This window comes from Alkalibacillus haloalkaliphilus (assembly GCF_007991275.1).
GTDB lineage: Bacteria > Bacillota > Bacilli > Bacillales > Alkalibacillaceae > Alkalibacillus > Alkalibacillus haloalkaliphilus.
Genome location: NZ_BJYA01000015.1, coordinates 97,027 through 120,213, shown reverse-complemented (window position 1 = coordinate 120,213; position 23,187 = coordinate 97,027). Strand labels below are relative to the sequence as shown.

Below are 23,187 nucleotides of genomic sequence, written 5' to 3'. Positions count from 1 at the left end.
ATTTGTTAAGTCTTTTGGCTACCTTTAACAATTTTGGCTAGATAAATGTTTACAATTAAATAGCCAACTCCAAATATGACAATTCCGTACTGAATCCACATTGATTGATCCATAAAAAGCAAACCGAGCAAAAAGAGCAATAACGATGTTCCACGTCCTAAATTCAAAAAGATCTCACGTAAAATGATATACTCAATCCGGTACTCACGAGCCTGGTTTGCCTTACCAATCACATCATATGAGATCGACATATATGGAGCAAAGAATAGCGGAAAAGCAATACCAACAATCGCTCCAAAAATGAAGAATTCATAAGACAAGTTCGAAATGAGTAACCAAAAAATCGCTAAATACAAACTAATCGCACCAAATGTAATAAACTTAATTCGGTTAGAAGGTTTCACTACACGCGCTACGACTTGATAAGCTAACAAAGAAGTAGCGGCATAGATAAAGTTATAAATACCAACCGTCATTTCACTTTGTGTTCCCATATATACTAATAAACCAACTAAAAATAAAAAGACTCCTTCTCTCGTTCCTTGAAAAAAGTGAGCATTTAATAGTCTTTTCCAGTTTACGTTTTCTTGTCTTTCTTTAAGTGCAACGCGTAAAGCATAAGTTCCTTCTATCTCTCTTCTTTCGATAAAGAAGCTACAAACAACAGCTAATATAAAGAGAATAAATGAAATAAAAAAGATGGTTAAATAGCCCGTATACCCGGTCAACACTGTAATAATAAAACCAGCCGTTATAGGCCCAACCATTCCACTAAATGATTGCAACATCCCTAATGTACTATTGAAAAAATCGCGTGTGTAAGGTTCGGTTACTTCAAACGTTAATACATTAAAAGCTAACCAAAAAAACCCATAGCCAGCACCTAACAAACTTCCTAGTAGAAGATTGTAGTGAGCAGCATTTTCGCCAAACGCTAACACTGATATAAAAAATATTGATATTAACGTGATTCCCGCTCTTAATATTAATATTCGGTCAATCTTTTTCGCCCATTTACCAAACAAAATATAAATTAACGTTTGTGAGATCGCTATAAATAAGTTATAAACAGCAACTACTTGTATATCTTCTGATTGTTTCCATAAAAAGATGTTGACGAAGATATTCGAAAGGAAAATCCCAAGCGTATATAACAGCCCAATGGCTAGAAGTAAGTATAAGTTTTTGCGTTCATGATCACTCACATCTTGACTTAAGCGGTTTAGCAACATACAACTCCCTCGTTTCTATCTGTAGTTTTTGCAATAAAAGGTCGCTTATGCAACTAAACCAAAAAGAAAAAGCTTGCACCTAAATAGGTACAAGCTTTGTATAATTATTATTTAGCTTCTTCGTAACGCTTGCTTACTTCGTCCCAATTAACAACGTTCCAGAATGCATTAATGTAATCTGGACGACGGTTTTGGTACTTCAAGTAGTAAGCGTGCTCCCAAACGTCTAATCCTAAAATTGGTGTAACACCTTCCATAACCGGTGTGTCTTGGTTTGGAGTTGATGTAATTTCAACATTACCGTTTTTAACTACTAACCATGCCCAACCTGAACCGAAACGGCCAGCACCAGCTGCAGCAAAATCTTCCTTGAATTGATCAAAGCTACCGAAAGCTTCTTTAATTTTTTCTGCTAATTCACCTGTTGGCTCACCGCCACCATTTGGTGAAAGAATAGTCCAGAATAATGTATGGTTAGCGTGACCACCGCCGTTGTTACGTACTGCAGTTTGAATGTCACTTGGAAGTGAGTCTAGGTTTTGAAGTAGTTCTTCTAATGATTTGTCTTGAAGATCCGCGTGCCCTTCTAGAGCAGCATTCAACTTCGTCACATACGTATTATGGTGTTTCGTGTGGTGAATGTTCATTGTCTCTTGGTCGATGTGTGGTTCTAATGCATCGTAAGCATAAGGTAATTCTGGTAGTTCAAATTTAGCCATAATTAATTCCTCCTTCAACATAATACGGTGGAAAGTATTTTCTGAATTTCCACTCAGTAAAAGGTTATCAACCGAATGGCTGATATGCAAGTTTTTTGCCTTAAAAGTATCTCCGTAAATTATATACCCATAAAATAATTCATTTAAACTCATAGTTCTTATGAAATTAAATATTCTGAATTATATGCTAAAATAATTTTAAATGAGGTGATTAAAATGAAATCATATTTATTTACTGGGTTTCCTGGTTTTATATCTGCAAATTTAATCCGTGAAATTATTCGTCAAAAAGATTTTGACCACATTTACTTACTTGTTTTAGAGCAGGCTTTTGATGAAGCTAATAACTTATTAAACCATATTGTTATTGAGGAAGAAGTCACTAGAGATAAGTTGACTATTGTTAAAGGGGACATCACTAAAGAAGGGCTTGCTATTAATCAAAGAATAGCTAATAACATCCAACATGACGTTACTCACGTTTTTCATTTAGCCGCTTTATATGACCTAGCTGTACCTTACGACATTGCTCATAAAGTAAATGTAATTGGTACAAACCATGTTAATAACTTTGTTAGTCAGTGCGACAACATAGAACGGTTTGTGTATTTTAGCACAGCTTATGTATCAGGTGACCGTGAAGGTAAAATTTACGAACATGAATTAGATCATGGGCAATCATTTAAAAATCATTATGAAAAAACTAAGTTCGAAGCAGAAAAACTGACTGAAGCCATTAAACCAAATGTTCCGACTACAATAATTCGTCCAGGAATTGTAATTGGTCATTCGCAAAGTGGTTCAACGAGTAAATTCGATGGACCATATTTTATTTTAAACTATTTACAAAGATTAAAGTCACTGCCACTCATTCCTTATCTCGGAAAAGGAAAGGCCTTAGCTAACTTTGTTCCAATTGATTATATTGTGAAAGGAACGATGCATTTAGCACACAGTGAAACAAGTAAAGGTAAAACATTTCATCTAACTGACCCTAAACCCTACCATGCTCAAGATGTTTATGAAATGTTTACACAAGCATACTTAGGTAAAAACCCTATCGGTAATGTTCCATTAACTATTGGTAAAGCATTTTTATCTTTTTCTTCGTTTCGTAAATGGTTCAGAATTGAGAAAGAGGCGTTAGATTATTTTTATTGTGAGTCGGATTTTGATTGTTCAAAAACGATTGAGGAATTACAAAGTGCAGGCATTACCTGTCCTGATCTTAAGGAGTATTTACCAGCGATTGTAAGGTATTATAAAAAGTTTGAGAATGATTGGACTAAGCATATAGAAATTACTTAAACAAATTTTAACCATAAAAAAACAAGCTCATATATAAGCTTGATTTAATGGCGGAGGAGGAGGGATTCGAACCCCCGCGGGCCGTGAAGCCCCTGGCGGTTTTCAAGACCGCTCCCTTCAGCCAGACTTGGGTACTCCTCCGAATAAAATATAACATTGTAATGGTGGACCCTGCAGGACTCGAACCTGCGACCGATCGGTTATGAGCCGATAGCTCTAACCAGCTGAGCTAAGGGTCCACTTAAGTAATGGGGCGATCGGTGGGAATCGAACCCACGAGTGCCGGAGCCACAATCCGGTGCGTTAACCCCTTCGCCACGACCGCCATATTTAAGTATGTAAGTTTATAATTATGTAATAGCGGCGGAGGGGATCGAACCCCCGACCTCACGGGTATGAACCGTACGCTCTCGCCAGCTGAGCTACGCCGCCATGGCTCCAGCGGCAGGATTCGAACCTGCGACCAATTGGTTAACAGCCAACTGCTCTACCTCTGAGCTACGCTGGAAAATAACAAAGGTATGTTTGTGCTGTGTAAGCTAAAACCTATCAACAGCGACGAGATATAATTTACCATGATACTGTAGGGTTGTCAACAGAGTTGATTGGTTTTTTTATAAAAGCATTTAATTTATTAATCAAGACAGGCTAAAGTGCTTAGCCTGTCTTGATTTTTATCTATTCTTCATGATTAACTTCTTGCGCGATATTTAATGCGTGATCTCCAATACGTTCTAGGTTACTAATAATGTCAACAAAGATAATTCCAGCTGTGCCAGAACATTTACCTTCATTCAAACGATGAATATGCTTCTTACGATAAACTCTTTCCATTTCATCGATTTTATTCTCTTTTTCCATTGCTTTTTTCGCTAACTCAACATCTCCATCTTCAAACGCCTTAATAGCTTGCGTTACCGTTTCAACGGTTAAGTCAAACATTTCGTTTAAGTCTTCCATTGCTTGCTCTGTTAAATGGACTTTGTTAGCAATTTTATATTCATTCAGTTCAACGATATTTTCGAAATGATCACCAATTCGTTCCATATCACGAACAACATCAACTACCGTCGAGTGAACATTACTATCTGCTTGTGTAATATCTTGGCTAGATACTTGCACTAAGTAGTTCGTAATTTTCTTATCTAAGTTATTAATTGCATCTTCTAATGATAACGCGATTTCTGCATTTTTAGGTTGATTTGAGTTTAAATACTCTCGTGTTTGCTCTAAACCTTTAATTGCAACTTCACCCATTCTAAGTGTTTCAGCTTTAGCTTGAGAAATTGCCATTGAAGGTGATTGCTCTAAGAATATAGGATCTAAATGCTTAGGCTTCGAATCAACGACAGAATCTTCACCAGGTACAAGCTTTGTTACGATTAATGCTAATAAAGCTATAAATGGAAATTGGATTACGGTATTAGAAACATTGAAAATTCCGTGTGCAAACGCAATGGTCATCCTCGGTTCTAATACTAATACATCTCTAAACCATTCTACAGCCATTGTGAAAGGTATTAATAATATTAAAAAGACTGTAGTACCCAATAAGTTGAATATTACGTGTGAAGCTGCTGCTCGTTTAGCTGCAACACTCGCACCCATCGCTGCTAATACAGCAGTAATTGTCGTACCAATATTATCACCAAATAACACAGGTAAAGCAGCTTGAAGCTCTATTGCTCCTTCAGCATGTAACGACTGTAATACACCAATTGCTGCTGTAGAGCTTTGAACACTAACTGTAAAAATGGTACCAATTGCAACACCTAATAAAGGTATATCACTCATGGTAACAGTCAGATCTTGGAATGCTTGCATTCCTCTCAGAGGTCTTAGCCCGTCACTCATTAGCTCCAGTCCATAGAAAATGGCTCCAAAACCGAATACCGTTTGTCCAAAATAAACAACTTTTTTATTTTTGAAGAAAAACAGTAAAAATGTACCAACCGCTAGTATTGGCAGTGCATACGCAGAGATGTCGATACCAATAATAAATGCAGTTACTGTAGTACCTACGTTGGCACCCATAATAACACCAATAGCTTGTCTTAATGTCATGAATCCCGCATTAACTAAACCAATAGTTAATACCGTTGTACCTGTACTTGTTTGTAAAAGAACAGTTACGACAATACCAGCAAGTACACCCATAAAAGGGTTTGTTGTAAAACGATCTAAAATGTCCCTTAACTTATCACCAGCTGATCGTTGTAAACCATCCCCCATGTACTTAATTCCAAATAAGAAAAGACCTAGTCCACCAACAAACAGGAATATCATTTGTTGAACTGAAACTTCTTCCACATTCCTCACCTCAGATCAAAATATGTTTATCTATGTTGATTTCAACAAGTCCATTATGCTCCGATACATTCAACAAAGTAAACCTATTCTCGACATTCTTTACAAAAACTTAACAATAGCTATTTAAATATAAAAAATGTTATAAATTTATTGTTCGCAAGGGCGTTGTTAGTTATTATAGTAAAGAGCTATATGGGAGGAATTGCATGAAGGTTAATATATTAAAAAGATTCATTTGGAGCTTGTCTAACTTTAAAAATGTTGCCAAGTTAAGATCAGAAAAAATAAGCAAACCAATAGTTTATTTAATAACTCTTATGTTTTTATTGGCAATACCATATGCCGCTATTATGGCATTCGATTCACAACAAGCAGTGAACCAAATAAGTGATTCGGCAATATCTGATGAGTTAACTGGACATTTTGACGGGGAGACTGTCAACCTTGATGAAGACCGATCTCTAGTTGAAGAAGGTAATACTTCTATTGCCTTTACAGAAGAAGGTTTTGAACAAGCTGAAGGTAATGTCGTCTTATATTTCCAATCAGAACAAGCAACTCTCGTCACTGACCGAAATCATTACTCTTTCTTATATGATGATGTTATTTCAAGTGGGGATTTTACGTTACAACAAATTGTTGATGGATTAGATCAATTTATTTTAACTTTAATTTTGGTATCAACTATTATTTATTTCTTCATTTCCTTTGTCATTAAGCTAGCAGAGGTTACACTATTAGGTTTTGCTGGTTTCATCGGAAATAAATCGTTAAATCGAGAAGCGCAGTTTAGTGGCATTTGGAAATTAGCTGTTTATGTGGCCACTTTACCAACAATCATGGTAAGCATTATTCAATGGACAGGTATTCAACAAAATTTATCCGGAATAATATTTTGGTTAGGTAGTTTCATCATTATGTACTTAGTCTTAAAGCATATTCCTAAACAAACAGAGCAGTGAGGATTAGTCCTCACTGCTCTCTTCTTTTTCAACTAATATTTTCGTTCCATCGACTGCTACAACTTTTACATTTTGGCCAGGTTCTATATACTGTCCATTAGATACAGCACTGTATCTTTCATCTTCAATCTTCACTGTACCTGTAGGCCTTAAAATTGATTCAGTCACCCCTGCTTTTCCAACTAACTCTTTGTAGGATTCATTTAAAGAATTATAACCTTTTTCACTTGTCAACTGATCTTTTAAAGCTAATTTTCCCCACATAGCACGCTTCGGTAATGCATCAATTCTAATTAAGATTAAACTACTTAAAGAACCTAATATTACACCAGCAATACTATACGTAGCATATATACCGTCAGGAGCAGCGAAAGCTACTGAAAATAATACTACAAAAAAACCGATAACTCCTAAAATACCATCATTCACAAATTTGCCATCAGCAATAATTAATGCGAGGCCTAAAGCAAAGCCCAATCCGACTAATATTAAATCCGCCGTGGATAAAAATGATGAAAAGTACAACCCTATTGTAATCACACCAATTAAGGCACCTAACCCTCTTAAACGGATTAAGATTTCAGCAAAGAAAAAGAACATCGCAACCCCAGTAATGACAAATACTCCTAATACACTTTCAATCATTATATTCCCTCCCTTTTTTATATTCTAATGCATTTTTCTGACATATTAAATACTATATATTTATTATAGCAGTTATCTAAGTTAGCATGTTAAACTAAACTTATGTTATGATTCTTTATGGAGAGCTTAAAATTTTCCATTGTATATATAAAAGGAGAGTTGAAAGATGTCTACGATCACACATCGTAAAGATACAAGACCTGTCCGTGTTGGAAATGTCATGATTGGCGGAAAAGATGAAGTAATTATTCAATCAATGACTACTACAAAAACACATGATGTAGAAGCAACAGTTAATGAAATACACCGTTTAGAAGAAGCTGGATGTCAAGTTGTTCGTGTAGCATGTCCAGATGACCGTGCTGCGAATGCCATCCCAGAAATTAAAAAACAAATCAACATTCCACTTGTTGTAGATATTCACTTTGACTATCGTTTAGCTTTAAAAGCGATTGAAGGTGGAGCAGATAAAATTCGTATCAACCCTGGTAATATTGGTAAGCGTGAACGTATTGAAGCAGTCGTTAATGCAGCAAAAGAAAAAGGTATACCAATTCGTATTGGTGTTAATGCTGGTTCACTTGAACGCCATTTATTAGAAAAATACGGTTACCCAACAGCTGATGCTATGGTAGAAAGTGCTTTACACCATATTAAAATTTTAGAGGACTTAGACTTTCACAATATAGTCGTATCTTTAAAAGCTTCGGATGTCCATTTAGCAGGTGAAGCCTATGAAAAGGCAGCTGAACAAATAACTTATCCAATTCACTTAGGTATTACTGAATCTGGTACTTTATTTGCTGGAACAGTTAAAAGTGCTGCAGGCTTAGGAGCGATCTTAAGTAAAGGAATTGGAAGCACTGTCCGCATTTCATTAAGTGCAGACCCTGTTGAAGAAGTTAAAGTTGCTAAAGAGTTATTAAAATCATTTGGGCTTGCTGCCAATGCAGCTACTTTAATTTCTTGCCCAACATGTGGCCGAATTGAAATTGATTTAATTTCGATTGCAAACGAAGTCGAAGAGTATATTCAAAACATTAAAGCACCAATTAAAGTGGCTGTTTTAGGTTGTGCAGTAAACGGTCCTGGTGAAGCTCGTGAAGCTGACATTGGTATTGCTGGTGCCCGTGGCGAAGGCTTACTTTTCAGACACGGTGAAATTATTCGAAAAGTACCTGAAGAAATAATGGTCGATGAACTTAAGAAAGAAGTCGATAAATTAGCTGAAGAGCATTACCAAAAACAAAAAGAAGAACAAGAAGCATAAATGCAAACCTCCAAATGGTTAATCCATTTGGAGGTTTTTACATAAAAAAGGCCTGCCATATAGGCAGACCGTACATCTATATTATCGGAAATAAGAACAATCTAATCGCTACTGCTGCAATCGCTATACCAATCGCTATGTTACCTAACGTATTGGCACCACGACGCTTAGCATATATACCCATCACTACACCGATAACGGCAAACAGTAATGTCCATACAAAGAATGACAGTAACGATACTGCTAAAGCGATCCAGCCCCAACCTGCATCAACATGTTCTTCATACCTTGACTCTTTTTCTTCTTTTCTCATTTTATCTTCGTCTAATTCATCAGGATTAAATGTCGCTGCATCACTTGAGAATTCTACATCGTCACTTCGGTTACTTATGCCATCTTCAGCATTTCTGATTCCAGTGATGGGATCATTAGTTGGATTAAAATTATTGTTTTGCTCGAAATAATTATCATCTTCACTATAACTTCTCGGGTGTCGATCATCGTTGCTCATTCATCTTCCCTCACTTTCCTTAGGAGTATTTATAGTGTGTGAGGGAGAGCATAAATTATACTTGTTGCCACTAACTTAGTTCGCAAAGGCTAAGCTACGGTTCTCTTCTGCTTTTTCTTGAATCTCTACAGCATACCAACTAGCTGCATGTCCATTCTCTTCTTGATATTGTTCTAGGCCACCGATGCCTCTATGGTAAGCGGTTAACGCTTCATCCCAATTATTATACTCATCATACAAGAAGTCTAAATAAACTACTGCTAATTGAATGCTATAAGTTGGTTCAAATAGCAAATCTTTCTCATAAGGAAGTTCTGCCATATCAGCAATCCACGGTGCTGTATTTTCCATAAATTGTGATAAACCGTAAGCATGGCCATATTGAGTTGGTGGCCCAACTAGTTCAGGGTCAAACGTATCGCCTGTTTCGACTTTAATTAGCTCATATACAATGAACGGGTCTATGTCATAAGCTTCTGATTTTTGAATTAAGAAAAGTGCCCACGACTTCTCAAAAGAACCTCCACTGTCCTCGACCATTTTATTAGCTTGCATTTCAATCTCATTCCAATTATGGTATGAAAAATCTGATTCCCATTTTAAATTAATTGATTGGAAATACTCATTTTGGTTTTGTATTGATTCATTTTGAATTTTTAATTCTTTTTGCTGCTGCTCTAATTCTTCTATAGTTTGTTCATAATTTATATTATTCACGATGAATGCCGTTGTCATAACCATAATTGTAATAAATAAAATAGCATAATGCTTAATATTCATGTAAACATCCTTTCCTACCCTCAAAGAATTGGTAACTTTTGGGCCCAAGTTGTCATACTAACTTATTAGCAGCTCCTAATCAAACAAAACGGTCCAAAACACAGATTTCCCTTATTTGCATATACATAAACATCCAAGTACTAAAAAGGGTGTTGATTTGATGTTAAAGCAATTAATTACAACGAGGCTGTATCACTCTACTCCAGAAGAAGTGGTTAAGTATAGTCAAGAGTACGGAATTCCTGTTACCCATGAACAAGCAGCTATGATCTTGAGCTTTATAAAAAAAGAAAAAATCGATCCTTTTTCAGAAAAGGACCGATTAAGAACTTTTAAATTTATTCAACAAAACATTGGTACTGCCGAAGCAAAACAAGCGTATCAGTTGCTATACCAGCTAGCAAAACAATACCAGCTTGATGATTTGTTATAGTTATTGTTCCATAATTTTTGACTTTAAGTCTTCATCAAACGTTTCACCTTTAAGCATGTCAATTTCAAACTTATAAGGTGGCTTTTTATTCTTTTTGTCTGTGCCGACAAAAGGTGTCTCGAGTATTTTAGGTAAATGCATTAAATCATCATGATGAATAATATTATGAAGTGCCTCAAAGCCGATATGACCAAACCCGATGTTTTCATGTCGGTCTTTTTGGGCACCGCGTTCATTTTTACTATCATTAATGTGTAAAACTTTTAATCGATCAAGACCAATTACATCATCAAATTCTTTTAGTACTCCGTCAAAATCATTTACAATATCATACCCTGCGTCGTGAACGTGACAAGTGTCTAAACAAATAGACAGTCGTTCATTGTGTGTTACACCATCAATTATTTGTGCTAGTTCTTCAAAAGAGCGACCAATTTCTGAACCTTTACCTGCCATTGTTTCTAAAGCAATTTGAACATCACGCTTTTCATCAAAGACTTCATTTAAACCTTCAATGATTTTATTGATCCCTTTGTCTGCACCTTCTCCAACATGAGAGCCTGGGTGAAGAACAATTTGTTTAGACCCGATTGCTTCTGTTCTTTCAATTTCTGAACGTAAGAAGTTCACGCCTAATTCAAAAGTTTCAGGTTTATTAGTGTTTCCAATATTAATAATATATGGAGCGTGAATAACGATGTCATCAATACCGTTTTCTGCCATATGTTGTGTACCAGCTTCTATATTTAATTCTTCAATCGCTTTACGACGAGTGTTTTGGGGCGCTCCAGTGTAGATCATAAAAGTGTTTGCACCATAAGATACAGCCGCTTCACTTGACCCAAGTAGCATCTTCTTCCCGCTCATTGATACGTGTGATCCCAACCTCATTGCTTAGTCTCCTCCCTTTATTTACGTTTCCCTTTCTTAAATTGTTTCTGGTTCATTTGTTTTTTTATTTGTTCTTTTTCATTTTTCATTTTCTTTTTATAGCCTGGTTTAACTTTCTTCGGTTTTTTAACTTTTTTCCACGCTTCTGATTCTAATTCATTTTCTGCTTTTTGTCTCTGTTTACGTTCATTCCATTTCTTAACCTGGACCCATTCGCCTTTTTTAATATCATAGTTTAAAAATTCGATACCTCTTGATTCAAGTGATTCAATTAGCTCTATGTCCTTTTCTTCATAAAAACTAACAGCAGTACCTTCTAAACCAGCACGTGCCGTTCTACCAACACGGTGTATATAAGAATCAACGTCATATGGCATCTCAGCATTAAATACGTGGCTTACTCCGGGAATATCAATCCCTCTAGCAGCAAGATCAGTCGCTACGATATACTCATATCTCAAAGATCTTAATTCTTTCAACACTCTTTTACGCTCACGTGGCTTTAGTCCACCATGAACGACACCAACTTCTAAGCCTTTCTCAAGCAATTGTTCAGCTAATGCATCAGCATTTTCTTTTTTATTAACGAATACTAATGCAATATACGGATTGATAAGCTTTGAAGCTTCTAAAATCAAATCCGCTTGGTGCCTATGTCGTAATGGAATTAAACGATGTTCTAACTGTTCAGGACTCAACACATTCTCTTCAATTTGAATATGCTCAGGTGCTGTTAAGTATTTTTTAAGGAAAGGTTGTAACCCTTTTGGAATTGTAGCTGAAAATACCATAACTTGAACATCTTCATACATTCGAGATAAAATTTGATCCACTTCTTGAATAAGACCAAGGTCAATTAATAAGTCAGCTTCATCAATCACAACACTGTTGACTGTTGATGCATTAACTGTACCTTCTTCAATAAAGTCTAAAATCCTACCTGGTGTACCAACAATAATTTGTGGTGGGTTTTGTAGCTTTTGTTGTAAACGTTGCTTGTCTGTACCACCAATCACTAGCTTTGCTGTCCATTTCTCATTTGAAAAACTTATTAATGTTTTTACTTCTTCAAAGATTTGCATCGCTAGCTCTCTTGTTGGTGCAATAATAATTTTTTGCACGTCACTTTGTTCACTTTTAATTCTGTCAAACATAGGAATTAAATACGCATGTGTCTTTCCTGTACCTGTTTGTGATTGGCCGATTATGCTTTTCATTTTTAAGGCATGTGGAATGACACGATGCTGAATCTCTGTAGGTTGTTTGAACTTTAACTGTTCAACTACATTTAACGTATTGTTTTGTAAGTCATACGATTGGAAATATCTCTTCATTATTCTCGAACTCCTTTACTATCAAGTTTAATTATAAATGACACAAATTATAAATGCTACTGATAGAAAGATTTTGTCAAACTCGTCTATAACCATTATAATAACGAATAGAGATGATTATATGAGGAGGCCATGTTTTCATGGAAGTCATTAAAATTGCTCCAAGGGGATATTGTTACGGTGTGGTAGATGCTATGGTTATTGCAAGTAACGCTGCTAAAGACCCGAACTTACCACGACCAATTTATATATTAGGGATGATTGTACACAACAGTCACGTGACACAAGCTTTTGAAGATGAAGGTGTTATTACTTTAGATGGTAAAGACCGTACACGTGATCAACTATTACATGATATCAATGAAGGAACAGTCATATTTACTGCTCACGGTGTGTCACCAGAGGTTAAGAAGGTAGCTGAAGATAAAGGTTTAACAGTTCTTGATGCGACTTGTCCAGATGTTACACGTACACATGATCTAATTCGTGAGAAAGTATCAGAAGGCTATGAAGTAGTCTATATCGGTAAAAAAGGACACCCAGAACCAGAGGGTGCTGTCGGAGTCGCACCTGACCACGTTCATCTAATTCAAACAGAAGATGAAGTAGAAAACTTAAACCTTCCTGAAGGTTCTAAAGTAGTTGTTACAAACCAAACGACAATGAGCCAATGGGATGTTTACGATATTATGTTAGAAGTTCAAGATCAATATCCACAAACTGAAATGATTCAAGAAATCTGCATGGCGACACAAGTCCGCCAAGAAGCAGTAGCTGAACAGGCAGGAGACGCTGACTTAACATTAGTTGTAGGTGACCCGAAAAGTAACAACTCTAACCGTTTAGCACAAGTTTCAAAAGAGAAAGCTGGTACAGAAGCTTACCGTATCGCCGATGTTTCAGAAATCAAGTTAGAGTGGCTTGAACAGTGTGAGAAGATTGCAATTACAGCAGGTGCTTCTACTCCTACTCCTATTACAAAAGAAGTTGTTAAATTTATTGAACAATATGATCCTAATGATGAAACGACTTGGGACCTGAATAGTAAAATTACGAACAATAAAATTTTACCTAAAGTTAAACCGAAGAAAAAAGTTTAAACTAGAGTGCTACCCAGCTAGAGGCTTAAATTAGTCCCTTAGCTGGGTCTTTTTTATGGGCAAAATTAAAACCCCAACCATTTTAATCAAGAAACGGCTGAGGTCTGTCTATACTATAGTTTATTCCCACTCAATTGTTGCAGGTGGCTTACTCGTAATATCATATACGACTCGATTAACACCGTTTACTTCATTTGTAATACGGTTTGAGATCTTTTCTAGTACATCCCAAGGAAGTCGTGCCCAATCGGAAGTCATGCCATCAACTGACGTAACAGCACGAAGGCCAACTGTATGATTGTACGTACGCTCATCACCTTGTACTCCTACACTTTGAATTCCTGGTAAAACCGTGAAATACTGCCATACATCTTTCTCTAAATCATTTAGTTTAATCTCTTCACGTAAAATGGCATCTGATTCACGCACGATCTCTAACTTCTCCTCTGTCACTTCTCCTAACGTACGAATCGCAAGTCCTGGTCCTGGGAACGGTTGTCGCCATACAATATGCTCAGGAATACCTAGTTCTTCGCCTAATTTACGGACTTCATCTTTAAACAATGTTTTAAGTGGTTCAATTAAGTCAAATTGCATATGTTCTGGTAATCCGCCAACATTATGGTGTGATTTAATTGTTTGTGCTGTATCAGTACCACTTTCAATAATATCCGTGTATAGTGTACCTTGCGCTAAATAATCCATATCCTTTAACTTATCTGCTTCATCATCAAATACGTAAATAAACTCATTTCCAATGATTTTGCGTTTTTCTTCCGGGTCACTTACCCCACTCAATTTAGATAGGAACCGATCTTTAGCATCAACTTTAATAACGTTTATATTAAAACCTTCTTCAAACATCTTCATAACGTCATCTGCTTCATTCTTTCTTAATAAGCCATGGTCAACGAATATACACGTTAGTTGATCACCAATAGCTTCATGGAGAAGAACGGCAACAACTGAAGAGTCAACACCCCCACTGAGAGCGCATAACACTTTTCGATCCTTTACTTCTTCACGAATTTTTTCAAGCTGCATGTCAATGAAGTTTTCCATTGTCCATTCACCGTCACATTCACACGCATTGAATACAAAGTTTTTCAAAAGGTCATTACCATGTTCAGAGTGTTTAACTTCAGGGTGAAATTGTACACCATACAAGTGTTTAGTTTCATGACTAAATGAAGCAATTGGACAAGAAGGGTTAGTTGCGTTAACAACAAATCCATTAGGTGCTTCGGTTACAAGGTCACCATGGCTCATCCAAACGATCTGTTCATCAGGTAAAGCTTGAAAAAGACTAGATGTTTCTTTTACGTCAATCGTTGCCTTGCCATATTCTCGGTGGTTCGCTTGTTCAACGCCACCTCCTAGTTGTTTTGCCATTAGCTGCATACCATAACAAATGCCTAGAACAGGGATATCTAGGTTGAAAATCTCTTCATCTATTTGTGGTGAATGGTCATCGTAAACACTACCAGGGCCGCCTGATAACACAATTCCCTTAGGGTTTAATTCTCTAATTTCTTCTGCAGATATTTTATTAGAGTATAATTCACTATAAACACCTAGTTCTCTAATTCTTCTCGTAATTAACTGATTATACTGACTACCGTAGTCTAAGACGATAATTTTTTCATCAATTGTATTCATAATCTCGTACCACCTTTTGATTACATCATTACACATTAACCATAAAAAAATACAACTCTGCCAATCAAAGGGGGAGAAAGGCAGAATTGTATCGTGATCTGCCTTCATAGTCAGGTTGTTTAAGGCAACCCGGTAGAGACTCTCACCCCGTATTGGCGAGTATATATGAAGCCATATTATCGTAAAAGGTTTTATGGTTAATCGGTTTTAAATCTATACTGAATAGTTTGGTGCTTCTTTCGTTATTTGAACATCATGTGGGTGGCTTTCTCTCAAGCCAGCTCCAGTAATCTTTACAAACTGTGACTTTTCTCTCAAGTCATGTAATGAACCTGCTCCGCAATAGCCCATTCCTGAACGTATACCGCCGACCATCTGGAATAGAGTTTCTGCAACCGGTCCTTTATAGTCAACACGTCCTTCAATACCTTCTGGGACAAATTTATTTGACTCTTCTTGGAAGTAACGATCTTTACTTCCTTTCTCCATAGAAGCGACTGATCCCATTCCGCGGTAAACTTTAAAACGACGACCTTGATAAATCTCAATGTCACCAGGACTCTCCGTTGTTCCTGCTAACATACTGCCGAGCATAACAGCATGACCTCCCGCTGCTAATGCTTTTACCATATCACCAGAGTACTTAATACCTCCGTCAGCAATAACAGGTACATTGTGCTTTCTAGCTTCTGTTGCACAATCATAAACAGCGGTAATTTGTGGCACACCCACTCCTGCTACAACTCGTGTCGTACAAATTGACCCAGGGCCGATCCCTACTTTAACGACATCAGCACCCGCTTCTATCAGTGCCTTAGTTCCTTCCGCAGTCGCTACATTACCAGCGATTAAGTTTACTGTAGGATACTTTTCGCGAATATGACTAATCGTATCTAAAACACCTTTTGAATGTCCATGGGCAGTGTCAATTACTAATGCATCAACACCAGCATTAACTAACTTCTCCACTCTTACTAACGTATCTCCAGAAACACCTACAGCTGCAGCAACAAGTAATCGACCGTGAGTATCTACAGCTGATTCAGGAAATTCTACATCTTTTTCGATATCTTTAATGGTAATTAAACCTTTTAAAGTCCCCTCGTCATCAACTAAAGGAAGCTTTTCGATTCGATGTTTTTGTAGTACGCCTTCAGCTTCATCTAAAGAAGTATTGACTGGTGCTGTAACAAGGTTGTTTTTCGTCATAACTTCAGAGATCGCAATTGAATAATCTTGAATAAAGCGCAAATCACGATTTGTAATAATTCCTACTAGCTTCCTGCTTTCTTCATCGTTAACGATCGGTACACCCGAAATACGATATTTACCCATTAAATGTTCAGCATCAAATACTTGATGGTCTGGCGTTAAATAGAATGGATTTGTAATAACGCCTCTTTCAGAACGCTTTACTTTATCAACTTGGTCAGCTTGTTCTTCAATTGACATGTTTTTATGAATAACACCTAAGCCACCATTACGAGCCATTGCGATCGCCATCTCAGCTTCAGTAACTGTATCCATACCAGCACTAATCATCGGCATTTTGAGGTTTAAAGTGCTCGTTAAGCTCGTATTAACGTTTACACTTCGTGGTACGACATTTGATTCAGCTGGTAATAAAAGTACATCATCAAATGTTAGACCTTCTTTTGCAAACTTCTCTTCCCACACGATTAACCATTCCCCTTTCTTCCTAAATATTATTAGTAGGTTACCAAGCAGAAGCCGTAGTGTCAACAAAACTCCAAGAAGTAAAAAGATTTCAAATATTCATTTAAAATAATTATAGAAACTGAAACGGTTCAGTCATTTGTTCAGAAGAAATAAATTGCACACTTAAGTTGGTTCTATTCGCTTCTTGTTGTAAAAGGTCTTTTAACCCTTGCTTCATAATTTGCTCAATATGGTGTCCTGGATCAATCATCCCTAAACCAATACCTAATGCATCGTGAGCTGTATGATAATAAACATCACCGGTAATTAACACATCAGCTCCTTTTCTTTTAGCTTGATTTATAAATTTATTGCCGTCACCACCAATTACAGCGACTTTTTTCACCTTTTTATTAGGGTCACCGACAAACCGTAATTGCGGGACGTTAAACGTTTGTTTCACTTCATTTGCAAACTGTTCTAGGGTTATTGGCTCCTCTAATTTACCGATTCTACCTAAACCTTTCTCTTCTCCATCTATGTGTAACGGGAATACATCATAAGCCATTTCTTCATATGGATGAGCTTCATTAGCAAGTTTAATACTTTGATCGAGTAGGGATTCAGGAACAATCGTTTCCATTCGTAATTCATTTACTTTTTCGAGTTCATTAGTTGAACCAATATACGGATTAGTTCCTTCTTGAGGTTTAAAAGTACCAAAGCCATCACTATTAAATGTACAATGGCTATAGTTGCCAATATGACCAGCACCAGCCTCAGCTAAAGCATCTCTAATGTCATTTTCATGTGTAGTTGGTGTAAAAATGACTAGTTTATATAATTGCTCTTTCTCAGTTGATACGACAACGCCATCACTTTGTAATCCTAATTGGTTCATTAACATATCATTAACGCCGCCATTAGCAATATCTAAGTTCGTATGTGCTGCATAAACTGTAATGTTATGTTTAATTAACTTACTTACGATTTTACCCTTTTCACTATTTAAGTCGATAGATTTTAGAGGTTTGAATATTAACGGGTGGTGGGCTACGATTAAATTAATGCCTTTTTCAATTGCTTCATCAACGACATTTTCTAGTACATCTAACGCAACCATAATCTTGCTTACCTTTTGGTTAAAATCACCAACTTGTAAACCAATTGGATCTCCTTCAAAAGCTAAATGTTTAGGTGCTTTCTTCTCTACTAAAGAAATCACATCTTTTACAGTAACCTGATTCATTCGAATACCTCCTCTTTAATCCACATTAATTGTTGTTCAAACTGGTTTATCTTCTCATAATTTGGTTCTGAAGCTTGTTTCATTTGAGTAATGATTGACTGTTTTTTGTCAAAAACATGTCTCCATTTTTTATAGAAGGCTTCATTTTTTGATTGTAACATAATAGGACCTAAATAAATTTCTTTAGATGAGTATGATATGACAACATCAGTAGGCTCTAATACGACGATTTCATAAATATAACCGTCTTCTTCTATTACATCTTCACTTGCAATTTCATATTGTTGCTCAACCGCAAACTCTCGAATGGAACTCGCATCAATATTTGGTTGCAACACTAAAGCCTTAACTTCAGTTAACTTGTTAATGCCGTTTTTTAAAATGTTTGTAATTAACGTCCCACCCATACCTGCAATCGTCACACAGTCAACCTCTCCAGGTAATAGGACATTCAATCCATCACCTAACCTAACGTCTATTCGATTAGACAATTCCATTGCCTCGACCTGTTTAACTGCTGCAAAGTATGGCCCTTCATTGACTTCTCCAGCGATTGCCTTTACATCGGGGTGGTCTAGACATACTTTACAAGGTAAATAAGCGTGGTCAGAGCCGATGTCCGCAACACAGCTTATATCATCAGGAATCATTTGTTTTACTCGTTCTAGTCTCTTGGATAACTCTATTTCTTTCATTGTTGTCACCTATTTCTATTTTTGTAAAACAAAAGTCCAGAAACATTAGTCTGCAAGGTTGACTTACAAACATGCTCCTGGACTTTAATCTATGGTCTATTGCTCCATAAGCCATTCAGCAAGGATTTCTGCTTCTTCGTTCGTTGCATAATCTCCCGTCATAATAGAACTTCCTTCAACACCATTAGCAATAATGTCTTCTAATTCTTCAAGTGAAAAACGATCTCCAGCATCTTCTAATGGTGGGCCACTGCCACCTTCTAAATCTCCACCGTGACATGATAGACAGTTACTTTCATAAATAGCTTCTGGGCTATCAGCAGCTTCTTCTGTCTCTTCAGTTGCTTCTTCAGCATGGCGCATTTGATCTAAACCAACTCCGGCCATAACGATCATTGCTACGATGCCTAGAGTAGCAATTGTTACATATGGAATAATTGGATTTCTGCTCATCTGTTTTTTCCTCCTTACGTTAGCTATTATGTATACACAAAACTATATATATTTTACTTTAAAAAACGTTTGTCGGAAAGGGCTAAAATGTGAAATTATTATAAAAAAATAATCGAAAGCAATAAAATCATGCCTATAATACCAGAAGCTAGCAAATAATGGTATTTAAAAACAACGCCTACTATTATCCATACAATACAGTGAATGAGAATAGTTGTGTTTAATACTAGGCCTTGTCCCAATGTAGTATGAATTAATGAAATGGTACCAATCAAAAAAACTAAAAACAGAAGTATAATGGGTACATGAACTAACGGTTTGTGCTTCTCTTTGTACCAAAGTAAATGTCCTAAAATTATTACTATGATTCCTAAAAATAAGACCATCTCTATCCATAAATTATAATCAAACATCGTCAACAAATACAAAGAAATAGGTAGAAGGAGTATGAGAAGGAAAACATCAGCATAAAGGAATAACGATTTCTGATGTTTTTTTCCTTTTGATGATGTATTTTCTTCTACCCCTTCACCATACGTATAGAGTGCCAATAAAAAGTCACAATATTCTGCAGGTAACAATTTGTTCTGTTTCCAATGCTTGATTTCATCGATAATCACTTGATTTCGATTGTCATTCCCCATCGTACACCTCCGCAGAGTAGAGAGGTTACTCTAAAAAGTCTTTTAGTCGTTTGCTACGGCTTGGGTGTCTTAACTTTCTTAACGCTTTTGCTTCAATTTGACGAATTCTCTCTCTCGTTACTCCAAATACTTTACCAACTTCTTCAAGTGTACGAGTTCTTCCATCATCTAAACCGAAACGTAACCTTAGAACATTTTCTTCTCTGTCCGTTAAAGTGTCTAGAACATCTTCAAGTTGCTCTTTTAACAACTCATAAGCTGCATGATCTGAAGGTGAGGTCGCTTCTTGGTCTTCGATGAAATCACCTAAATGAGAGTCATCTTCTTCACCTATTGGTGTCTCTAACGACACTGGCTCTTGTGCTATTTTTAAAATTTCACGAACTTTTTCAGGTGTTAAGTCCATTTCTTGTGCGATCTCTTCTGGCGTTGGTTCGCGACCTAAATCTTGTAATAGTTGGCGCTGCACTCGAATAAGTTTGTTAATCGTTTCAACCATGTGTACTGGGATACGAATCGTACGAGCTTGGTCAGCAATCGCTCTTGTTATAGCTTGCCTAATCCACCATGTTGCATACGTACTAAACTTAAACCCTTTTCGATAGTCAAACTTTTCTACTGCCTTGATTAGACCCATATTACCTTCTTGGATTAAATCAAGGAATAGCATACCACGACCTACGTAACGTTTAGCGATACTAACCACCAACCTTAAGTTAGCTTCAGATAAACGCCTTTTTGCTTCTTCGTCACCTTGTTCGATTTTGTTTGCTAGTTCGATTTCTTCATCAGCAGATAAAAGGTCTACACGCCCGATTTCTTTCAAATACATACGCACTGGGTCGTTAATTTTAACCCCTGGTGGTACACTAAGATCGGTTAAGTCAAACTCTTCATCTTTTGCGATTTTTCGAATGTTAGGATCATCATTCTCACCGATAATATCAATACCTTGATCTGCCATCTGTTCGTAAAACTCATCCATCTGTTCTGAATCAAGGTCATAATGTCCTAGTTTATCAGCAATTTCTTCATAAACGAGTACACCTCGTTTTTTACCCATTTCCAGTAATTGTTCTTTAGCCTGTTCTACAGTTAAGTCTTGATCTTGTGTTTGTTCTTGTGTTTGGTCTTGTGCAACCTCTTTTGATTCAATTGGCTTTTCAGCCATGATACCCCTCCTTCCAAACCAAATGCTATAGCTTGGATTTATTACTTTTCTTACTCAACTCAAGGATCTTCATACCTATTCGTGCTGCAGATTTAGGGTCATTTTCCTTCTCTGCGTTTTTTAACATCTTCTCTAAAGACCTAATTTCTTGATCAACATCAGCCTCTTTTAAGATTGCAAACAAATAATCATCTAACTCTTCTCTCTCTAATGAATCATTTATAGGTAAAACAGCCAATTCGGAAACTAACTGTTTTATCGATTCGTCTGGTAATCGCTCTAGAAAGCGACCAACATTAGGCTCATTCCCTTCCTCATAATATGCGTATAAATATGTCACTAATACTTGATGTTCTTGCATATTAAATTTAGAGCCTAACTGATCTTGCACTTGATTGGCAACATAGTTATTTTGTAGCATATGAGCAATTAAATATCGTTCAGCATTTTGATAAGCTGGGTATATTTTTTCAGTTCTTTTTGTTCGTTTTTCTTTAGTTTCCTCAAACTTAACACGATTATCTTGTTCAATATGCTGCTGATTTATTCTTCTGCGGTCAGCAATTTCATTTTCGAGAGTTTCTCTGTATAAGTCAAAAGTCTCTTCTAACTCTTTAATGTAAACATCTCGTTCAACTGCATGATCTACTGTTGCAATTAAATCTAATGCTTTCTCTATATAATCTAATTGATCATGCTTAGATTGAAGGTTGTAATCCTTCTTTAAATAATTTAGCGCAAAAGCTATATAAGATTCTGCGTTTCTCAACACTTGATTTTGAAACTTTTCTGGTCCATAAGTATCAATGAAGTCATCAGGGTCTAATTGATACGGTACATTCGCAACTAAAACATCCAACTCAACGTCTTTTAACATTTGAGCAGCTCGATGACTTGCATCTTTACCAGCTTTATCGCCATCAAAACATATTACTACTCGATTAACATACCGTTTTAATAGTGATGCTTGGTATTTAGTCAAGCTTGTCCCTAATGTTGCAACAGAATTGTAAACACCTGCTTGGGACGCCTTAATGACATCAGCATACCCTTCAAATAGGACAACTTCCTTCTCTTTTTGAAAATGCTTTCTAGCTTCATAAAAGTTGTATAAAAGTTTTCCTTTTTGGAAAAGCTTAGAATCAGGGCTGTTTAAATATTTAGGTTCAACTCCATCCTCTATAGCTCGGCCACCAAAGCCGACGACTTTTCCTTGATGGTTTTGGATTGGAAATATGACTCGCCCTTTGAAACGGTCAAAAAAGGTATTCCCATCTCGACTACTTAATAAACCTACATCCAATAAATTTGTAAGCTGGAAACCTTTTTTATGTAAGAATGTCGAAAGAAACTGATCTTTGTTTGGCGAGTACCCTAATTGGAATTGTTCGATATCACCTTGCTTAAATCCTCTATTTTCTAGATAATTAAGCCCATTTTTTCCTTCAGCAGTGAAACGTAACACATGGTGAAACAATTTTGAGGACCACTCATAAGCATCTAAAGCTGATTTTTCTTGTTCAGATAGAGCTGGTTGGTTTGATCCTTGAGTATATTGTTCTGGCAGTGATTCGCCACTTTTGTCTGCTAAAGATTGGACAGCTTCTCTAAACGTAATAGATTCCAATTCCATAATAAATTTAACGACATTCCCACCTTTGCCACAACCGAAGCAATGGAAGATTTGCTTATCGGGCGACACAGAGAATGAAGGAGTGTTTTCACCATGGAATGGGCAAAGTCCGAAATAGTTCCGGCCTTTTTTCGTTAGTTGTATATGCTCACCAATCACATCAACTATGTCGTTTTTAGTAACAATTTGATCAATAATTTCTTCAGGGATCTTTTGTTGCATATACATCACCATATTATTTGATATTCGATAAAAGAATATAAATCCCTTCAATAATCGACATTTTTATATAAGTTATTACATAAGTTGTTTTTTTCATGTAAGAGAAACTAATTAAACATTAGTTTAGACAATTACTGAAATTTCATCACAAATATGAATTATAACCTAAAATTAGCTTTTATGCTAATAGTTTGTTTGAATTTGTCGTGAATTAAAACAGTTTTCGACAATATTACAGTTTATTATGTTAGTTAGATGTTTTCAACTACAATATTTTCGATACAACTAGCTTTTATTTGTGGGTCAT

General features: G+C 36.4%; 21 protein-coding genes, 5 tRNA genes and 1 riboswitch. Of the genes, 5 read left to right on the top strand and 21 right to left on the bottom strand.

The genetic code is table 11. The features are described 5' to 3' along the window. Window positions 1-5: 5 nt before the first annotated feature. Both AHA02nite_RS11485 and AHA02nite_RS11480 read right to left on the bottom strand, forming a co-directional pair. Window positions 6-1,232, bottom strand: a complete 1,227-nt coding sequence (locus AHA02nite_RS11485) for an MFS transporter (RefSeq protein WP_146817420.1) — start codon at window positions 1,230-1,232, stop codon at window positions 6-8. Window positions 1,233-1,339: 107 nt separating this feature from the next. Continuing rightward, window positions 1,340-1,951 (bottom strand): superoxide dismutase, encoded by a 612-nt coding sequence (locus AHA02nite_RS11480; RefSeq protein WP_146817418.1) that lies wholly within the window; start codon window positions 1,949-1,951, stop codon window positions 1,340-1,342. 216 nt (window positions 1,952-2,167) lie between these two features. Between AHA02nite_RS11480 and AHA02nite_RS11475 the strand changes: the two genes are divergently transcribed. Next, a complete protein-coding gene (locus AHA02nite_RS11475) occupies window positions 2,168-3,259 on the top strand; it encodes an SDR family oxidoreductase (RefSeq protein ID WP_146817417.1) in 1,092 nt (363 codons plus the stop codon). A gap of 48 nt (window positions 3,260-3,307) precedes the next feature. On the opposite strand, the gene AHA02nite_RS11470 is transcribed toward AHA02nite_RS11475, so the two are convergent. The 6 genes from AHA02nite_RS11470 to AHA02nite_RS11445 form a co-directional block, all read right to left on the bottom strand. Continuing rightward, window positions 3,308-3,400: transfer RNA gene (locus AHA02nite_RS11470), tRNA-Ser, on the bottom strand. Between the two features lie 21 nt (window positions 3,401-3,421). Beyond that, window positions 3,422-3,498: transfer RNA gene (locus tag AHA02nite_RS11465), tRNA-Ile, on the bottom strand. A gap of 10 nt (window positions 3,499-3,508) precedes the next feature. Then, window positions 3,509-3,584: transfer RNA gene (locus tag AHA02nite_RS11460), tRNA-His, on the bottom strand. Between the two features lie 33 nt (window positions 3,585-3,617). Next, window positions 3,618-3,691 (bottom strand) — tRNA-Met (locus AHA02nite_RS11455). Between the two features lies 1 nt (window position 3,692). Continuing rightward, a tRNA-Asn gene (locus tag AHA02nite_RS11450) sits at window positions 3,693-3,767 on the bottom strand. A gap of 170 nt (window positions 3,768-3,937) precedes the next feature. Further along, complete coding sequence (locus AHA02nite_RS11445) at window positions 3,938-5,545, bottom strand: Na/Pi cotransporter family protein (RefSeq protein WP_170236087.1); 1,608 nt, start codon at window positions 5,543-5,545, stop codon at window positions 3,938-3,940. A gap of 230 nt (window positions 5,546-5,775) precedes the next feature. On the opposite strand from AHA02nite_RS11445, the gene AHA02nite_RS11440 reads away from it, so the two are divergent. Then, on the top strand, window positions 5,776-6,531 hold the full coding sequence (locus AHA02nite_RS11440; protein ID WP_146817415.1) for a DUF1189 family protein: 756 nt from the start codon (window positions 5,776-5,778) through the stop codon (window positions 6,529-6,531). Between the two features lie 3 nt (window positions 6,532-6,534). On the opposite strand, the gene AHA02nite_RS11435 is transcribed toward AHA02nite_RS11440, so the two are convergent. Continuing rightward, the gene (locus AHA02nite_RS11435) at window positions 6,535-7,176 is read right to left on the bottom strand and encodes an NfeD family protein (RefSeq protein ID WP_146817414.1); all 642 of its coding nucleotides are present in this window, start codon (window positions 7,174-7,176) and stop codon (window positions 6,535-6,537) included. 166 nt (window positions 7,177-7,342) lie between these two features. Between AHA02nite_RS11435 and ispG the strand changes: the two genes are divergently transcribed. Next, a complete protein-coding gene (ispG, locus tag AHA02nite_RS11430; RefSeq protein ID WP_281284100.1) occupies window positions 7,343-8,446 on the top strand; it encodes a flavodoxin-dependent (E)-4-hydroxy-3-methylbut-2-enyl-diphosphate synthase in 1,104 nt (367 codons plus the stop codon). A 76-nt stretch (window positions 8,447-8,522) separates the two neighbouring features. Here the strand turns inward: ispG and AHA02nite_RS11425 are convergent, their stop codons facing one another. Both AHA02nite_RS11425 and AHA02nite_RS11420 read right to left on the bottom strand, forming a co-directional pair. Next, window positions 8,523-8,957, bottom strand: a complete 435-nt coding sequence (locus AHA02nite_RS11425) for a DUF2306 domain-containing protein (RefSeq protein ID WP_146817413.1) — start codon at window positions 8,955-8,957, stop codon at window positions 8,523-8,525. 75 nt (window positions 8,958-9,032) lie between these two features. After that, a complete protein-coding gene (locus AHA02nite_RS11420; RefSeq protein ID WP_146817412.1) occupies window positions 9,033-9,737 on the bottom strand; it encodes a lytic transglycosylase domain-containing protein in 705 nt (234 codons plus the stop codon). A gap of 160 nt (window positions 9,738-9,897) precedes the next feature. On the opposite strand from AHA02nite_RS11420, the gene AHA02nite_RS11415 reads away from it, so the two are divergent. Next, window positions 9,898-10,170: a DUF2624 family protein gene (locus AHA02nite_RS11415; RefSeq protein ID WP_146817411.1), complete on the top strand. Its 273-nt coding sequence runs from the start codon at window positions 9,898-9,900 to the stop codon at window positions 10,168-10,170. Here the strand turns inward: AHA02nite_RS11415 and AHA02nite_RS11410 are convergent, their stop codons facing one another. Then, complete coding sequence (locus AHA02nite_RS11410; protein WP_146817410.1) at window positions 10,171-11,061, bottom strand: deoxyribonuclease IV; 891 nt, start codon at window positions 11,059-11,061, stop codon at window positions 10,171-10,173. It lies immediately after the preceding gene. 17 nt (window positions 11,062-11,078) lie between these two features. Further along, window positions 11,079-12,395 carry a DEAD/DEAH box helicase gene (locus AHA02nite_RS11405; protein ID WP_146817409.1) on the bottom strand — a complete coding sequence of 439 codons (1,317 nt, stop codon included), beginning with the start codon at window positions 12,393-12,395 and terminating at the stop codon, window positions 11,079-11,081. A gap of 140 nt (window positions 12,396-12,535) precedes the next feature. Between AHA02nite_RS11405 and AHA02nite_RS11400 the strand changes: the two genes are divergently transcribed. Continuing rightward, a complete protein-coding gene (locus tag AHA02nite_RS11400; protein WP_146817408.1) occupies window positions 12,536-13,495 on the top strand; it encodes a 4-hydroxy-3-methylbut-2-enyl diphosphate reductase in 960 nt (319 codons plus the stop codon). Window positions 13,496-13,615: 120 nt separating this feature from the next. Here AHA02nite_RS11400 and guaA read toward each other — a convergent pair whose 3' ends face one another. The 8 genes from guaA to dnaG form a co-directional block, all read right to left on the bottom strand. After that, window positions 13,616-15,154 (bottom strand): glutamine-hydrolyzing GMP synthase, encoded by a 1,539-nt coding sequence (gene guaA / locus AHA02nite_RS11395; protein WP_407642742.1) that lies wholly within the window; start codon window positions 15,152-15,154, stop codon window positions 13,616-13,618. 87 nt (window positions 15,155-15,241) lie between these two features. After that, window positions 15,242-15,343: riboswitch (purine riboswitch) on the bottom strand. A gap of 24 nt (window positions 15,344-15,367) precedes the next feature. Next, a complete protein-coding gene (gene guaB, locus AHA02nite_RS11390) occupies window positions 15,368-16,831 on the bottom strand; it encodes an IMP dehydrogenase (RefSeq protein WP_146817407.1) in 1,464 nt (487 codons plus the stop codon). A 112-nt stretch (window positions 16,832-16,943) separates the two neighbouring features. Beyond that, a complete protein-coding gene (locus AHA02nite_RS11385; protein ID WP_146817405.1) occupies window positions 16,944-18,062 on the bottom strand; it encodes a Nif3-like dinuclear metal center hexameric protein in 1,119 nt (372 codons plus the stop codon). Beyond that, on the bottom strand, window positions 18,059-18,757 hold the full coding sequence (locus AHA02nite_RS11380) for a tRNA (adenine(22)-N(1))-methyltransferase (protein WP_146817403.1): 699 nt from the start codon (window positions 18,755-18,757) through the stop codon (window positions 18,059-18,061). The genes AHA02nite_RS11385 and AHA02nite_RS11380 overlap by 4 nt, the downstream gene beginning before the upstream one ends. Window positions 18,758-18,853: 96 nt before the next feature. Next, a complete protein-coding gene (locus AHA02nite_RS11375) occupies window positions 18,854-19,210 on the bottom strand; it encodes a c-type cytochrome (protein ID WP_146817401.1) in 357 nt (118 codons plus the stop codon). A 98-nt stretch (window positions 19,211-19,308) separates the two neighbouring features. After that, complete coding sequence (locus AHA02nite_RS11370) at window positions 19,309-19,854, bottom strand: hypothetical protein (protein WP_146817399.1); 546 nt, start codon at window positions 19,852-19,854, stop codon at window positions 19,309-19,311. 25 nt (window positions 19,855-19,879) lie between these two features. Next, complete coding sequence (gene rpoD, locus AHA02nite_RS11365; protein WP_146817397.1) at window positions 19,880-21,025, bottom strand: RNA polymerase sigma factor RpoD; 1,146 nt, start codon at window positions 21,023-21,025, stop codon at window positions 19,880-19,882. A gap of 25 nt (window positions 21,026-21,050) precedes the next feature. Then, window positions 21,051-22,880 (bottom strand): DNA primase, encoded by a 1,830-nt coding sequence (gene dnaG, locus AHA02nite_RS11360; protein ID WP_146817395.1) that lies wholly within the window; start codon window positions 22,878-22,880, stop codon window positions 21,051-21,053. Window positions 22,881-23,187 lie beyond the last annotated feature (307 nt).

What these genes read in the sequence shown, in the direction of transcription:
- AHA02nite_RS11485 (WP_146817420.1), bottom strand. Translation starts at nt 1,232, where the DNA reads ATGTTGCTAAACCGCTTAAGTCAAGATGTGAGTGATCATGAACGCAAA.
- AHA02nite_RS11480 (WP_146817418.1), bottom strand. Translation starts at nt 1,951, where the DNA reads ATGGCTAAATTTGAACTACCAGAATTACCTTATGCTTACGATGCATTA.
- AHA02nite_RS11475 (WP_146817417.1), top strand. Translation starts at nt 2,168, where the DNA reads ATGAAATCATATTTATTTACTGGGTTTCCTGGTTTTATATCTGCAAAT.
- AHA02nite_RS11445 (WP_170236087.1), bottom strand. Translation starts at nt 5,545, where the DNA reads ATGATATTCCTGTTTGTTGGTGGACTAGGTCTTTTCTTATTTGGAATT.
- AHA02nite_RS11440 (WP_146817415.1), top strand. Translation starts at nt 5,776, where the DNA reads ATGAAGGTTAATATATTAAAAAGATTCATTTGGAGCTTGTCTAACTTT.
- AHA02nite_RS11435 (WP_146817414.1), bottom strand. Translation starts at nt 7,176, where the DNA reads ATGATTGAAAGTGTATTAGGAGTATTTGTCATTACTGGGGTTGCGATG.
- ispG (WP_281284100.1), top strand. Translation starts at nt 7,343, where the DNA reads ATGTCTACGATCACACATCGTAAAGATACAAGACCTGTCCGTGTTGGA.
- AHA02nite_RS11425 (WP_146817413.1), bottom strand. Translation starts at nt 8,957, where the DNA reads ATGAGCAACGATGATCGACACCCGAGAAGTTATAGTGAAGATGATAAT.
- AHA02nite_RS11420 (WP_146817412.1), bottom strand. Translation starts at nt 9,737, where the DNA reads ATGAATATTAAGCATTATGCTATTTTATTTATTACAATTATGGTTATG.
- AHA02nite_RS11415 (WP_146817411.1), top strand. Translation starts at nt 9,898, where the DNA reads ATGTTAAAGCAATTAATTACAACGAGGCTGTATCACTCTACTCCAGAA.
- AHA02nite_RS11410 (WP_146817410.1), bottom strand. Translation starts at nt 11,061, where the DNA reads ATGAGGTTGGGATCACACGTATCAATGAGCGGGAAGAAGATGCTACTT.
- AHA02nite_RS11405 (WP_146817409.1), bottom strand. Translation starts at nt 12,395, where the DNA reads ATGAAGAGATATTTCCAATCGTATGACTTACAAAACAATACGTTAAAT.
- AHA02nite_RS11400 (WP_146817408.1), top strand. Translation starts at nt 12,536, where the DNA reads ATGGAAGTCATTAAAATTGCTCCAAGGGGATATTGTTACGGTGTGGTA.
- guaA (WP_407642742.1), bottom strand. Translation starts at nt 15,154, where the DNA reads ATGAATACAATTGATGAAAAAATTATCGTCTTAGACTACGGTAGTCAG.
- AHA02nite_RS11385 (WP_146817405.1), bottom strand. Translation starts at nt 18,062, where the DNA reads ATGAATCAGGTTACTGTAAAAGATGTGATTTCTTTAGTAGAGAAGAAA.
- AHA02nite_RS11380 (WP_146817403.1), bottom strand. Translation starts at nt 18,757, where the DNA reads ATGAAAGAAATAGAGTTATCCAAGAGACTAGAACGAGTAAAACAAATG.
- AHA02nite_RS11375 (WP_146817401.1), bottom strand. Translation starts at nt 19,210, where the DNA reads ATGAGCAGAAATCCAATTATTCCATATGTAACAATTGCTACTCTAGGC.
- AHA02nite_RS11370 (WP_146817399.1), bottom strand. Translation starts at nt 19,854, where the DNA reads ATGGGGAATGACAATCGAAATCAAGTGATTATCGATGAAATCAAGCAT.
- rpoD (WP_146817397.1), bottom strand. Translation starts at nt 21,025, where the DNA reads ATGGCTGAAAAGCCAATTGAATCAAAAGAGGTTGCACAAGACCAAACA.
- dnaG (WP_146817395.1), bottom strand. Translation starts at nt 22,880, where the DNA reads ATGCAACAAAAGATCCCTGAAGAAATTATTGATCAAATTGTTACTAAA.